At 70.5% G+C, this 13,755-nt stretch carries 11 protein-coding genes and 1 tRNA gene; 7 read left to right on the top strand and 5 right to left on the bottom strand.

All coding sequences use genetic code 11. The features are described from left to right. Window positions 1-27: 27 nt before the first annotated feature. The gene (locus NUT86_RS15645; RefSeq protein ID WP_159488160.1) at window positions 28-810 is read right to left on the bottom strand and encodes a GntR family transcriptional regulator; all 783 of its coding nucleotides are present in this window, start codon (window positions 808-810) and stop codon (window positions 28-30) included. Beyond that, the gene (locus tag NUT86_RS15640; protein ID WP_371874879.1) at window positions 807-1,364 is read right to left on the bottom strand and encodes a GntR family transcriptional regulator; all 558 of its coding nucleotides are present in this window, start codon (window positions 1,362-1,364) and stop codon (window positions 807-809) included. The genes NUT86_RS15645 and NUT86_RS15640 overlap by 4 nt, the downstream gene beginning before the upstream one ends. A gap of 262 nt (window positions 1,365-1,626) precedes the next feature. Here NUT86_RS15640 and NUT86_RS40655 point away from each other — a divergent pair, with 262 nt between their 5' ends. From NUT86_RS40655 to NUT86_RS15615, 5 genes are all read left to right on the top strand, one after another. Beyond that, complete coding sequence (locus tag NUT86_RS40655) at window positions 1,627-1,836, top strand: hypothetical protein (RefSeq protein WP_371874880.1); 210 nt, start codon at window positions 1,627-1,629, stop codon at window positions 1,834-1,836. A gap of 114 nt (window positions 1,837-1,950) precedes the next feature. After that, window positions 1,951-2,730 carry an HAD-IIA family hydrolase gene (locus NUT86_RS15630; protein WP_018091353.1) on the top strand — a complete coding sequence of 260 codons (780 nt, stop codon included), beginning with the start codon at window positions 1,951-1,953 and terminating at the stop codon, window positions 2,728-2,730. A 292-nt stretch (window positions 2,731-3,022) separates the two neighbouring features. Beyond that, the gene (locus NUT86_RS15625; RefSeq protein WP_274735835.1) at window positions 3,023-3,715 is read left to right on the top strand and encodes a hypothetical protein; all 693 of its coding nucleotides are present in this window, start codon (window positions 3,023-3,025) and stop codon (window positions 3,713-3,715) included. A 418-nt stretch (window positions 3,716-4,133) separates the two neighbouring features. Continuing rightward, window positions 4,134-4,808, top strand: a complete 675-nt coding sequence (locus NUT86_RS15620; RefSeq protein WP_274735833.1) for a sortase domain-containing protein — start codon at window positions 4,134-4,136, stop codon at window positions 4,806-4,808. 204 nt (window positions 4,809-5,012) lie between these two features. Then, window positions 5,013-6,095 (top strand): glycoside hydrolase family 6 protein, encoded by a 1,083-nt coding sequence (locus NUT86_RS15615; protein ID WP_274740491.1) that lies wholly within the window; start codon window positions 5,013-5,015, stop codon window positions 6,093-6,095. 166 nt (window positions 6,096-6,261) lie between these two features. On the opposite strand, the gene NUT86_RS15610 is transcribed toward NUT86_RS15615, so the two are convergent. From NUT86_RS15610 to NUT86_RS15600, 3 genes are all read right to left on the bottom strand, one after another. Then, window positions 6,262-8,214: a kelch motif-containing protein gene (locus NUT86_RS15610; RefSeq protein ID WP_274735832.1), complete on the bottom strand. Its 1,953-nt coding sequence runs from the start codon at window positions 8,212-8,214 to the stop codon at window positions 6,262-6,264. After that, window positions 8,211-10,286: a glycosyltransferase family 2 protein gene (locus NUT86_RS15605; protein ID WP_274735831.1), complete on the bottom strand. Its 2,076-nt coding sequence runs from the start codon at window positions 10,284-10,286 to the stop codon at window positions 8,211-8,213. The genes NUT86_RS15610 and NUT86_RS15605 overlap by 4 nt, the downstream gene beginning before the upstream one ends. Before the next feature lie 1,180 nt (window positions 10,287-11,466). Continuing rightward, window positions 11,467-11,540 (bottom strand) — tRNA-Lys (locus NUT86_RS15600). Between the two features lie 457 nt (window positions 11,541-11,997). On the opposite strand from NUT86_RS15600, the gene NUT86_RS15595 reads away from it, so the two are divergent. Beyond that, window positions 11,998-12,417, top strand: coding sequence for an SsgA family sporulation/cell division regulator (locus NUT86_RS15595; protein WP_018091359.1), 420 nt, complete (start codon window positions 11,998-12,000; stop codon window positions 12,415-12,417). Next, complete coding sequence (locus NUT86_RS15590) at window positions 12,417-13,703, top strand: hypothetical protein (protein WP_274735828.1); 1,287 nt, start codon at window positions 12,417-12,419, stop codon at window positions 13,701-13,703. Before NUT86_RS15595 ends, NUT86_RS15590 begins: the two co-directional genes overlap by 1 nt. The last annotated feature ends 52 nt before the right edge of the window (window positions 13,704-13,755 follow it).

Raw genomic sequence — 13,755 nt, 5'->3', positions numbered from 1 at the left:
ACTCGCCTGCTTGGGTGGGCGCGGGCCTCACTCGCCCGTGAACTCGTACTGCAGCTCGTAGAGATGGCCCGCCTTGACCATCACCGTGACCTCGATGGGGAGGTCGCCGTCGCCGCGGACGACACGGAGGGTCCGGAGCACGGGCAGATCACCCGGCAGCCGCAGCGCGGTGAACTGCTCCTGGCTGGGCACCCGCGCCGAGACGCGGTCCACGCTGAGCCGGGGCGGATACCCCAGCTCGGCAAGGAGGGCCGGCGTCCCGCCCTTGATCTTCAGGCGCTTGGCGATGGCCGTGCCACGGGCGATCTCCAGCGGGTAGTAGGAGCTGACCAGTTCGACCGGTTCGTCGTCGATCAGCAGCAGTTGGTGCCGGAGCAGTGCCGTACCGCCCTCCGGGAGGCCGAGCACCGCGGACACATCGGCGGGCGGCGCCGCCTCCGCGACCCGGAGCAGCTTGCTCCGCGCCTGCGATCCGAGTTTCTCCGCCTCGGTGAGCCAGCGGTACCGGTCGCCGCTGTCCGCCGGGGCCATGTAGGCGGCCGGACGCATCGTCCGCTGCCGGTGTTCGCGTACGGTGACGGCTGATCCGGCGCGCCCGACGACCAGGCGCTCCTGCTTGAGCAGCCCCAGCGCCTTCTGCACGGTGGCGTTCGAGGCCGCGAACCGCTCCTTGAGCCGGGCCGTGGACGGCAGCTTGGCGCCCGGTGCGAGGTCACCGTTCATGATCTCGTCACGCAGGTCGGCGGCGATACGCTCGTGCAGCGGGCGGTTGTCGAAGGTGTCGGCGCTGTCACCGGTCACGTCGGTCATCCGATCCTCACGTCGTAGCGCAGCCGCTGGAGCCGCGCGGGCATCACCATTCTGTCCGCCTGGACGGGCCGGTCCCGCGCGTCGAGGGTGAGCCGGAGCAACTGGAGTACCGGCTGGGACGGTTCAGCTTCCAGGGCCGTGGCCTCCTCGTCGCTCGGCAGCCGCGCGGAGACGTCCTCACGGGCCCGCACGCCGACGTGGCCGAGCTCGGCGAGGAGCGTGACCGCCCCGCCGGCGATCTTCGCCGTCCCGGCGAGCCGGGTGCCCCGGGCGATGCCCAGTGGGTAGTAGGTGTCCGTCAACTCGCAGGGCCGCCCGTCGAGATACATGACGCGCCGCCGCACGACGACGAGACCGCCCGGCTCCACCCCCAGCAGCTCCGCGATCTCGCCGGGCGCGGCCACTTCCCCCGCCTGCACGATGCGCTGGCTGCCCCGGCGGCCCCTGGCCGCGGTCTCGGCGCTCCAGGCGTCGCGCTGCCCCGGTTCCCGCGGGGCCAGATACGGCACGGACGTGGTGACCCACTCGGCGCTGTTCACGGCATCCTCCGGCACGGTCGATTGTCCTCCGACCGGACAACTGTGCTGCCTTACGGAACAAGTGACAAGCCTGAGTGCGGTAATCCTGGCTGCTATTCGCGAATAGCGATACCTTCTGGCGAGTCAGCACCCCGAAGTGAGGCGGTGGTCCACCATGTATTTCTCTCACCGGCAACAGGCCCGATTGCTTCCGTGGTCCGACCCTGGGGGCAAGTCCTGCTACCTCATAGGAGACGGGAACGGTCCCGTATCGCGCCTCGCTGACGAGGTGGAAGCGGTGCAGCTCGCGATGGGGGCCGCGTTACTCGGTCACGCGAGGGCCCTGCTCGACGACCGCCGCGTCTCGAACCGTGAGCTGCGCTTTCTGGCCGAACGGCTGGCCGAGGCGCTGCGCGACGTTCTGCGGGTTGCCGAGAGCCGGGGCATCGGCGCTGTCCCGCCGGTGGAAGGCCGGGGCGACGGCCCGGGTCAGGTGCCCGGCGGCTGACTTAGGGTGGGGGCGTCGGCCGTACGCACGGCGCGCGGGTCCGTTCGCGCGGTCCACGGCGCGTGCGGGAGGCGGTCGGCGCCCCTGGTCCTCACGCACGGCAGGAGTCCGGCAGTGGCAGAGCGCAAGCCGATCGAGTCATGGCTCACCGACATGGACGGCGTCCTGATGCACGAGGGCATTCCGGTTCCCGGCGCGGACGCCTTCATCAAGCGGCTGCGCGAATCGGGCAAGCCCTTTCTCGTGCTGACCAACAACTCCATCTACACCCCGCGTGACCTGCACGCCCGGCTGAACCGCATCGGCCTGGACGTGCCGTGGGAGTCGATCTGGACCTCCGCGCTGGCCACCGCCCAGTTCCTGGACGACCAGCGCCCCTGCGGCACCGCCTACTGCATCGGCGAGGCGGGCCTGACCACCGCCCTGCACGACATCGGCTACGTCCTGACCGACCACTCCCCGGATTACGTGGTCCTCGGGGAGACCCGCACCTACAGCTTCGAGGCCCTGACGAAGGCGATCCGGCTGATCAACGACGGGGCCCGGTTCATCGCCACCAACCCCGACGAGACCGGCCCCTCGCCGCAGGGCGCGCTGCCCGCGACCGGCTCGGTGGCCGCACTGATCACCAAGGCGACCGGCGTCGACCCGTACTTCGTCGGCAAGCCCAACCCGCTGATGATGCGGCACGGACTGAACGTCATCGGCGCCCATTCGGAGACCTCGGCGATGATCGGTGACCGGATGGACACCGATGTGCTGGCCGGCCTGGAGGCGGGCATGGAGACCTTCCTCGTGCTGACGGGTCTCACCCGCCCCGAGGAGATCGAACGGCACCCGTTCCGGCCCTCCCGCGTGGTGGACTCGATCGCGGATCTCATTGACCTGGTGTGAGGGGGCTGGGCCCGGTGTGAGCACCGGGCCCATCGTCTCGGCGTCGCTCGTGGGGGAGCCGGTCTGACCGCCGGCGGGCTGTTCCGGCCCGACGGCCCGCCGTTCCGCCGCCCCGCCGCCCCCGACGGCCCGACGGCTGGCCTGCGGGCCGGGTTCGCTGCCCGGTCCGCGGCCCGCTCCGGCCGTGGACGGCCGGTGGCCCGTGGGCCCCACCCGAACGGCGCAGCCTCGGACCGCACCGGATGCGGCCGGGCTCGCGTGGGCGGACCTTCGGAGTTATCGGAGGTTCACCATGCGCTCACGGCAACTTGCTCTCTGTGCCGCGGTCGCGGCGTGCGCGGTGACGACGGCGCCCGCGTACGGCGGGGACGAACGCGCCACCGGGGCCGCAACCGGAACCGCAACGGTCCTGGCCCATCCCGCCCCGGCCACCCCACGCGGCACGGTCACCTTGCGGGGCACCGGCTGCGCCGCCGGGCGGGCCACCGTCCGCTCTGCGGCCTTCCACGACGCGGCGCCGCTCACCCGGGCCGCCGCGGGCATGACCGCAGGCACCGGCCGCATCCGTTCCGGCTCGGTATCCCTCTCACATCCGCGCACCGCCGCCTGCCCGAGCGGCACCGGCCGGACCTCGCTCGCTGCGCGAACGGTGCAGGCCGGAGCGGTGGCCGGAGCGGTGGCCGGTCACGCTGCGCGGACGGTGCAGGCCGATGCGGCAGCGGTCCACCCTTCCCACCTTTCCCACCCTTCGCGGGCCATGCCGGCCGACGCGGCGGCCGTACACCCTGCCCGGTCCCTGCCCCAGCCCGCCAAAGCCACCAAGGCAGCCAAGGCAGCCAAAGCCGCATCGAGCGACGAGCTGAGCAGCACCTCGGCCGTGGGCCTGGTCCTGGCCGGCGGCGCCATCCTGGTCATCGCGGGGCAGCTGCTCCGGCTCCGGCTGAGACTGCGCCGCGAGCGCCGGGGCGACGCCGATGAGCGCTGACGAAGACGGGCGGGCGGGCGCGGTCGGGGTGACTGCCAGACCTGGCGTATCCGGCCCAGGCGGCGGCGACGTACACGGCACGAGCGCCGTACCCGGGGTATCCAGAGGGCCGGGCGCATCCTGCCCGCCCGGCACCCATGGCACCCGCGGCACCCATAAGACGCTCCACACCTTTGCCCTACTCGGCACTCATGTCTCCCCCGCTCCCGATGCGGCTACCAGCCCCGCCCCCGCTCCCAGTAGGGGAACCGGCCCCGCCCGCCACCCCGCCCCCGATACCGCCGCTGACCCCGACCCTGCCCCCCACCGCACCCCTGCCTCTGGCTCTCGCCCTGGCCCCGCCCCCGCCCCCGTCCACCGTCCCGCCCCCGTCCACCGTTCCGGCCCCGCCCACCGCCCCGGGCAGCTGCTCGCCGGTGTGGCCTGGGCGGTGTTGCTGTTGGGGCTGTGGCTGTGGGGCCGCGATCTGATGGATGGGGTCGCCGCGCAGCTCGCCACGACCGGTGATGTCGCCGCCGCCGGGCGCCCGTTGGGCCGACAGGCACCGCCGCATGCGCACGCCCCGGTAACGGCCGCCACAACCGCACGGCCCGTCCGGATCACCATCGATGCGCTCGGTGTACGGGGTGCCGCTATCACCGGACGAGGCCTCGACGGGGACGGCATGCTCACCCCGCCCCCGTACACCTCCCCGGAGCCCGTCGGCTGGTACGCCGAAGGGCCGCAACCGGGCGAGGCGGGCGCGGCGCTGCTCGTGGCCCGTGCCGGCGCCGACCGCGCCCCTGACGCCCAGCCGGCCGTCTTCCACCGTCTGCCCCGCCTCAAGCCGGGGGACAGGGTGGACATCCAGCGCGCCGACGGCAGCACCGCACGCTTCACCGTCGAAGACATCCAGCTCTACGACCGTCACCGCTTCGACCCGCGCAAGGCATACGCCGCCCACGACCGGAGCCGCTCCGAACTCCGCCTGATCACCGACGACGGCAGCCGCGACCGTGACCCCGGACGGCATGGCGGCAACGCCGCAACCGTCACCGTGGTTTCGGCCTACCTGACGTCCTACCAGCAACCCCCGCACGCCGGGGCACACTGAGCCGCCACAGCCACAACCACAGCCGCCCCAACCACCACAGCCACCACAACTGCCACCCGGGCCGGCGCCAACAGCGGCCTGTGGACGATCGGTAGTCAGGCTGTCCACAGGCCGACCCGGGCAAGTCGGGCGTGTGCCACGATGGATGCGGCCGGTGGTCCCCTGCCGACCATGTTCCGTGTTCATGCTCCGAGGGGGGAGTGGATGTACGGCAATCTGCGACGGATGGCCGGGGTCGGTCCGACGGGCGGGTCCCGCGACGGCCGGCGGCGCTCCGCGCATGCCGGTGTGGCATCGGCGAGGGCGGCGGTGGGTGCGCTGGCCCTGTTGCTGGTCGCCGGCTGCTCCTCGTCCGGCGGCGACGGTGACGGCAGCGTGCCGGGCAAACCGGGCCAACGCCCCAAGGCCGTCACCCCGTTCTGGGTCAACCCGGACAGCAAGGCGGCCCGTCAGGTGTCCGCGTACGGCAAGGACGGCAAATCCGGCGACGCCCGTCTGGTCAACAAGATCGCGACGCAGCCGGTCGCCGAATGGATAGGCATCGACGACCCTCAAGGCGAGGCCCGTGGCTTCACCGAGGCGGCCGCCAAGGCCGACCGCGAGGCGCTGCTGGTGCTCTACAACATCCCGCACCGCGACTGCGGCAGCTACTCCAAGGGCGGCGCCGCCGACGGCAACGCGTACCGCTCCTGGCTGGACGGGGTGCTCAAGGGCATCGGCGACCGCGCCACCACCGTGATCCTGGAGCCCGACGCCCTGCCGCACATCGCGGACAAGTGCACCCCGCAGCAGTTCCACGAGGAGCGCTACGCCCTGCTGACGGAGGCGGTCGGCAAGCTCAAGGCGCTGCCGCACACCAAGGTCTATCTGGACGCCGGCAACCCCCACTGGATCAAGGACGCGGGCCGGATGGTCGAACCGCTCAAGCGGGCCGGCATCGACCGAGCCGACGGCTTCGCGCTGAACATCTCCAACTACCAGACCACCGCGGAGAACACGAAGTACGGCAAGAAGCTGTCCGCCATGGTCGGCGGCAAGCCCTTCGTCATCGACACCAGCCGCAACGGCAACGGCCCGGCCCCCGGCGGCGACGACCCGGAAAACTGGTGCAACCCACCCGGCCGCGCCCTGGGCACCCCGCCCACCACCAAGACCGGCGACCCGCAGATAGCCGCCTACCTGTGGATCAAGCGCCCCGGCGAGTCGGACGGCACCTGCAAGGGCGGCCCCAAGGCGGGCGCCTGGTGGCCCAAGTACGCCCTCGGCCTGGCCGACAGCGCGAAGTAGGCCCCGCGTCCTGCCGTGACGGCGACCAACGCCCGGCCGCCGTCACGGCACGACACCACATCCCGCCACCGCGACAAGCCCCACCCCGCCGCAGGGCAGACCCACCTCCCCGGCAACGACGAGGGCCCGGCGGAAGAATTCCACCGGGCCACAACGCGGGCGGGACCTACGTCCCCTGGGGACCGATCTTCACCCACACCGCCTTCGACGGCGTCCCTTCGCCGTCCACCGCATGGAGCATGTACCACCCGGGCGGCACCAGCGAGGGGTCCTTGGGCAGGGTGACCGTCACGCCCTTCCCGTCCTTCGCCACCGTGAAGTCCAGTGCGATGGAGCGCTGTTCGATGTTGGTGACATGGGTGAAGGAGCCGGGTCGCATGAGCCGCATCTTCTTGATGCCGGTGGCGTGCGGGGAGCCGTAGGTCGCGCGGTCGCCGAGCGAGAGCGTCTTCGTCCCCCCGCCCGTCAGCTCCGGGCGCGACTTCCGGTAGAGGTACGGCGGGGTGTAGAGGTCGATCTGCTGCTGGAAGACGCCCGGCTTGGTGTTGTCCTTGTCGGCGAAGAGGGAGTCGGACCCGAAGGTCATCACCCGGCCGTCGGGCAGCAGCAGCGCACCGGAGTGGTAGTTGCGGCCCACCAGCGGATCGGCCACCTGCCGGGCGGTGTTGGCCGCCGGGTCGTACAGCTCCGCCTTGAGGACGTTGGAGTCGCTGCGCCCGCGGTAGTCACCGGAGCCGTTAGTGGTCAGCACGGTGTCGTCCGGCATGATCACGCTGCTGGGGTAGCGGGCCTTCGCATACAGCGGCGGCCCGTCCTTGAAGCGCGGCGACGGCGCGTGCAGATCCACGATCCGGGTCTTGTCCGTGGCCTTCGGGTCCTCGCCGACCCCGCCTCCGCCCAGCACCATGTACCGCTGTTCCTGGGCCGGCGGCAGCAGCACCGACATCGACGTCTCCAGGATGTTCGGGTCGCTCATCCCGGGCACGTACTGGAACTTGTTGGTCTTCAGGTCCCAGATGCCGGGCTTGCGGCCGATGTTGTCCGGGCCGTAGCCGGCGTTGGAGCCGGTGTAGAAGATCCGGCCCTGGTCGGTGAGGAAGAGCGCCGGGTAGGTCGGGAAGAAGCGCCGCTTGGGCAGGTAACGCCACTTCTTCGTCTTCGGGTCGTAGATCTCCTGCTTGCCGGGGACCACCTGCCCGATCTCGTCCAGTCCGGAGACGGAGAGGACCTTGCCGTCCTGCAGGGTGGTGAGCGTCGGGTACCAGCGGGCCTCGTTCATCGGGTCGACGGGTATGTAGCGCTCGGCCACCGGGTCGAACTCGAAGCTGTCCTTGATCCCCTGGAAGTCCTTCTTGTCGAAGGACAGCTTCTGCGCGATGCCGTAGAAGTTACGGGCATCCGCACCGGTCAGACCGTGGATGCGGTAGTTGTCCTGGGTGCCCGTGGAGTGCGACGGACCGTCCTTGAGGGCCTCGACATACACCCGGGCCTCGCTGTGCACGACGGTGACCTTGCCGGTCGCCGGGTCGGTCTTCTTCTTCGCCCGGGGCACCACGACCGGGTCCTTGGAGGCGAAGGTCTTGCCGTTCTTCTTGCCGGTGAAGAGCGTGCCGGCCGGGAACGTCTTCGGGCCGTCCGGATTCTCGTTGTAGAGGATCATGAGGCCGCCGGCCTTCTTCACATCGCCGTTCAGCTTCTCGTAGCGCTGGGTGCCGCCGGCCACCAGGAGCTTGCCGTCCGGGAGCTGGGTGTGCCCGGAGCAGAAGAGGTCCTTGGGGGTGGGGATGTTCTTGAAGGTGTTCTTCTCCGGATCCCACAGGACCGTACGGAACGACTTGGCCTTGAAATTCGCCGCGTTGTTCCCGGAGCCCGCGACCAGCAGCACCTTGCCGGTGTGCAGCAGGGCCGCGTGGATGGTGTTGATGCGGTACTTCTCCGGGACGTCGACGACATCCCAGTGGCCGTTCTCCGCCTTGTACTCGGGCCTGTTGATCTTGTACTGGTGGTACTGCTCGGAGGCGAAGCCGTAGATTGCCGGCCCGTTCATCCCGGCCAGCGCGAGCACCACCGCCGTTGCTATCGCCACTCTGCGGGTGCGACGGCTCGGACGGTACTTCATGTGTGACGTCCCCCAAGGGCGATCTGCATGGTCTGTTCGGTGGTGGCGGCCGGGTTACCGGCCGGGTCACCGGCCCGGTCACCGGCCCGGTCACCGGCCCGGTCACCGGCCCGGTCACCGGCCCGGTCACCGGCCCGGTCACCGGCCCGGTCACCGGCCGGAGCGGCGGCCTCGTCGGCGCCCGTCGCGGGCGGGTCCCCGCCGTCGGCCGGCTCCGGTGGACTCCCGCCGTCGGCCGCACTGCTGCCCGTGGCATCGGAGGTGGCGGCGGCCGCACTCCGCTTCTGCTTCTCGTCGCGTACGGTCAGCCGCCAGGCGACGATCGGTGCGGCGGTGATCAGCATCGCGAGGACGGCCCAGATGACCATCGCCGGATGGCTGTGCCCGAGCACGAACGAGGCGATCAGCGAGCCCCCGAAGACGAGCAGGAAGAACAGATGCACCCGGAAGGTCCCGAAGAGCGTGTCCGGGCTGGACGAGTCGCCCTTCGGCGTGACCACGAACTTGCTCTTGCGGCGCAGCGCCGCATCGAACAGCGACCGGGCGTAGATCGGCGCGGACAGCGCGGACATCACCATGCCGGCGACACCGCCGGAGCCCTCCGGCTCGTGCGGGGAGACATTGTGCCGCCGGTTCCAGATGTACAGGCCGATCTGCAGCGCCGAGGCGTTGCCGTACAGCATCATCCACACCGCCGGGTCGATCTCCACACCCGAGGCGCCCATACCCAGGAACAGCGCACAACTCAGCGCCGCCAGAATCCAGTTCAGCGCCGACATCGGGTAGAAGATCACCATCATGGTGTAGTTGACCAGCCGGCCGAAGGGCAGGGTGAACGGCGCCTTCCAGAACTGCTTGAGGATCGTCTCGTACGTCCCGCGTGACCAGCGCAGCTGCTGGGTGAAGAAGTCCGTCCAGGCCGTGGGCCCCTCACCGACCGCGAGCACATCCGGCGTGTAGACCGAGCGCCACTTCTTCCCGGTCTGCGGATTGCGGTGCCGGTGTATCTCGAACCCGGTCGCCATGTCCTCGGTGATCGAGTCGTACAGCCCGCCGATCTGCTTGAGCGCGCTGATGCGTACGGCGTTGGAGGTGCCGACGAACATCGGCGCGCCGTAGCGGTTGCCGGCCCGCTGGATCAGCGCGTGGAAGAGGAACTGCTGCGACTCGGCGGCCTTGGTGACGAAGGTGTCGTAATTGCCGTACACCTGGGGGCCGATGACGAAGCCCACGTCCGGGTCGCGGAAGAAGCCGAGCATCCGCTCCAGGTAGTTGGGCAGCGGGACATGGTCGGTGTCGACCGAGGCGAAGTAGTCGTAGTCGTCGCCGTGTTCCGCCAGCCAGGCGTTGTAGTTGCCGTGCTTGGTCTTGGCGCGGTGCGGCCCCTTGGGCCGGTTCCACTCCGGGATGCCCTTACGGGTGAAGTGGTGCACGCCCAGACGCCGGCAGACCTCTTTGACCTCGGGGTCGTCACCCTCGTCCAGAAGCCATATGTGCAGCAGCCCGCGGTGGCGTATCTTCACCGCCGCCTCCAGCGTCTTCGTCACCATCTCGAGGGGCTCCTTGCCCGGCACGAAGGAGGTGAGGAAGGCGACGCGGGTGCCGCTCTCGGGTATGACCGGTATGGGGTCGCGGGCGACGAAGGTGGCATGCGCGTTGGACAGCACATTCATGCACCGGAAGAACTCGATCAGCCCGATCGCGACCAGCATGACGGTGTCCAGCACCGGCAGGAACTCGTAGGCGGGGTAGTCGCGTTCGGTCCAGTTGCTTGGCTGCATCAGCCAGATCAGCAGCCCGAACGAGAGCAGCGGCGCGGCACCGAGCAGCAGGGCGGCCCGGATGCGGTGCGGCTCGTCGGCGAGCAGCGAGCGATAGCGGACCTTGTACGGCTTGTCCGGGTCGGGCTGGGTGAGCGGCCCGGCCAGTCTGCTGTAGTGCTCGTAGTCGTAGCGCGGCAGCGGCTTGCGCTGAGCGCGCCGCTGCCGTTGCTGGCGTGGCAGACGCAGGCGCGCGGTGGCGGACGAATCGTACGAGTGCTGCGGTCGGGCACCCTCAGGTGGCGACGTCATGGGTCCATCCCCCCGCACGCAACGGGCTGCGTGCCGTGTGCTGATAGCCCGATTACTCGGTCCCCTCGACCGACTCGGGCTCACTGGTCTCGGCCGTCCGCACTGTCAGACGGTGACGGCCATGTTCCGGTGGTATGAGGAACGCCCCGTAATCCTGCCAAGCAGCGGGTTCCCCGCGTTCACATCACGCCAACCGGGCGTATCTCTTTCTGCCCACTCCTGCGAACCCCGCCGCATTTCGACCGAGTTCCCTGGTCAGAGTGCCGAACGGCCCTGCCGATTGCAAGACGCATCACAAGGTATGAGGTCCGGAAGAGGCAATATCCGGACGCCAAATGGCGCCGTGCGCAGGGCTTTGACCTGGAACGGCAGCTGATTTCCGGCTTGTTGACAGTTAGTGTCGGGATAACTGGAATGGCATACTCCGTGAACGCAGAGTTACCCTTCCCGGCAAAGGGAACGCCCCTCGTTCGCAAAGTCCGTCGGCAACTGGCAATGCAATAAGGAGAGTCGGCGGAATCGGGCGCGCGGGGCGCCACGATTTGCGCTTCGAGGCGCCGCGATCGAACGGGCCGGCCGGAACCTTTGTAGCCGTGCGTGCGATTTGGAGCGGTATCTGAAGGAATTCACCCGCAAAATGGGGGATGGGCAGATCCATGGCGGATTCGGCACGAACCGCCGAGTCCCCGTAAGTGACTGGCGAGTACACCGAATTGGCTGAACGTCAGGCCCAGCGGCCGGGAGCCTGCATCGCCCCCTCGGCAGTGCCGCCGGCCGGGGTGGCACCGTCTCGGTCCCCGACCGGGTCGCCGACGACAACGGGGGCATCCGTCCCCGGCTCTCCGCCCCGCCCCTCATCGCGGCAGGCGGCAGGCGGCAGGCGGCAGGCGGCAGGCGGCGGGCGGCAGGCAACATGCGGCATCAGTGCATCGCGGCATCAGCGCATCGGGGAGTCATGCCGCCATGGAGTCATGCCGCCATGGGGTCATGCCGCCACGGGGGCGCGGCCTCGCGCAAACGTTCCATCCCGCGGCCGTCCGGGCGGGGGATGCTCCTCCCGGGTGACCGCCACCCGCGTGTCCCGGCGGCCCTGACGGCGGCGGGTGATCTTGCGCCCCGCCCGGCCCCGGCCGGACATACGACTGAGGCCCCTCGCATGGCGAGGGGCCTCAGTGTGTCGTGCGCCGCCAGGGACTCGAACCCCGGACCCGCTGATTAAGAGTCAGCTGCTCTAACCAACTGAGCTAGCGGCGCGTGCTGACCTGAAGAACTTTACACGAACTCGGAGGGTGCTCCGTACCCTCGCCCGCACCGCTCACGCCCTCAGGTCATGTGATCCCTGCCACTCACGCCGGCCCCCTCGCCCGTACGCCCATCGCAGGGCAGATTTCGCGCATACGAGACAAAAGCTACCCAGCCTCAGAGGTACCGATCGGCGCCCTGCCCGAAATATCACGGGCGAGCCATTTTCACCCTATACACCCCAATAGTCACCAGTTGCCCCGTCAACATGCGATATCTCCTGCCGGTTGAGAGGCTGAGGCGAGCGCCGAGACGCAAGAACTGAACATTGTCCAGAGGGTGCCGGCCATGGCGTCCGTCACTCCTCTTGCACCAGTTGCAACCCCACCCTCCACAGCAGCGTCTGCCAGGACGCGCGCCCCGGACCGGGTCCCCGGGACTCGCCCCTCCGTCGGAAAGGTTGATCGTCGTGGTGTCGACAGCCAAGCGCACCCTTGAGATGCGGCTCCTCCTCGGGCCGGACGAAGCAGTTCCGGTGGCCGGCCGGTTCAGCTACCGCAGCGACCGTCCGTACGAGGTCGAGGTCGCCTTCATCAGCCGCGGCCAGACGGTCGCCACCTGGCTGTTCGCCCGCGACCTCCTGCTGGCCGGGCTGCATGACGAAGCAGGGGAGGGGGACGTCCGGGTGTGGCCCTTCCGCCGGCCGGGCGAACCGCGCCGCGTCCATATCGAGCTGTCCACCGACGACAGCGTCTGCGAGCTGTCGGTACGCGCGCCGGAGCTGACCGCCTGGCTGGAGCAGACCGCGGCGATCGTGCCGCCCGGCGACGAGGGCGGCTACCTCGACATGGACACACACCTGGCCCGGCTGTTCGCTGGGAAGTGCTGATGGGGGACACGGCGATCATGAAGATGACCATGGCCGAGCCGGTGAACGCGGCCGGGCCGACGAGCGACGGCATACCGTCCGCCGCCCACGCCACCCCCCTGCCGGCCCCGCGCCGCGCCACGGGCTGGGACCGGGCGGAAACGGGCGCGGAGCCGGTCGGCCCGGAGAATAAGGGGCAGTCGGCCGCCGCTCGGCCGGGGCGTGCCGACGGGGAGGCGGACGGTTCCGCCGACGCCGCCACGGTCGCCCCGCACGACCCCTGTGCGCACGGCTTTCTGCCCGAGCGGCCGCCCGTCCGTTCCCTGATCGGAACCTGGACCCGGCTGGACGCCATGGCGCGCGCGGCGGCGATCGCGCCCGACCGGGCGGCCGCCGTCGCACTCGTGGAACGGGCCCACCGCGCCGATGAGTTGGCCGCCCTGCGGCAACGCGTCTCCCGGCTCTCGCTGCGCAACGCGGAGGCCGCCGCCATGCGGATCGCGGTCATCGCGGTGTCCTGTGGCTGGTGCGGGCTCGACCCCCAGGCCCCGGCCGCGCGCGAGGTCGCCGACGAGGCGTTCCTCGACCTCTGGGCGGCGATCGCGCACCGTATCGACCATGACCAGTTCGTCGCGCTGCCCACCCTCGCGCTCCACAACTGGGCCCCGGAACGCAAACCGCGCCGCCATATCCCCATCGACCAGCTGGCCCGCACCGAAGCGCTGGTGCCGATAGTCCGCTGGGCCCCGGAAGGCCAACCGCTCAGCCGGCTGGACCGGTTGATGCTGGCCGCGACCCGCCTGGAGGCGCATGGGATCTGGCTCTTCCGGCTCGCCGAAACCCTCGCGGGACGGTCACCCGACGACTCCTCCACCCCGACGGCGCTGCGCCGTCTGGTCCGGGTCCAGCACGCGCTGCGCGCCCAGCTCCTCGCCGAGGCGGCGGAACTGTCGGCCGCACCGGCCACTCCGCAGCAGCGCGCGGTGCTCGGCGCGCTCGCCGGACAGGGCGCCCTGGAGCCTCCGGTGCTGCAGGCCGCCGACGCGGTACTGGGTATCGGCGCCCGGCGTATGCGGGAGGGCCGGCGCCAGCTGCTGCGGAGGCATCTGCCGGCGCAGCACCGTGCCTGGCTCAGCGCGATGGACCGCCACTGTGCCCCCGTGCGTACCCTCGCCCACCGCGGTGGCCCCGATGCCGCCGTCTATCGCGAGGCCCAGGAGTCCCTGATCGCCCTCCGCCGCACCTATACGGCACTGGTCCAGGCCGCCGCCCGCCCCACGGCGGCTCCGCTCACGAAGGCGGCCTGACCCGCGGCGGCCCCCCCCGTTCGCGCCCCCGCGGCGTGCATTCAGTCGTCCT

Source organism: Streptomyces sp. G7(2002), from assembly GCF_028870195.1.
GTDB classification, from domain to species: domain Bacteria; phylum Actinomycetota; class Actinomycetes; order Streptomycetales; family Streptomycetaceae; genus Streptomyces; species Streptomyces nigrescens.
This window is presented reverse-complemented; position numbering and strand designations above follow the sequence as displayed.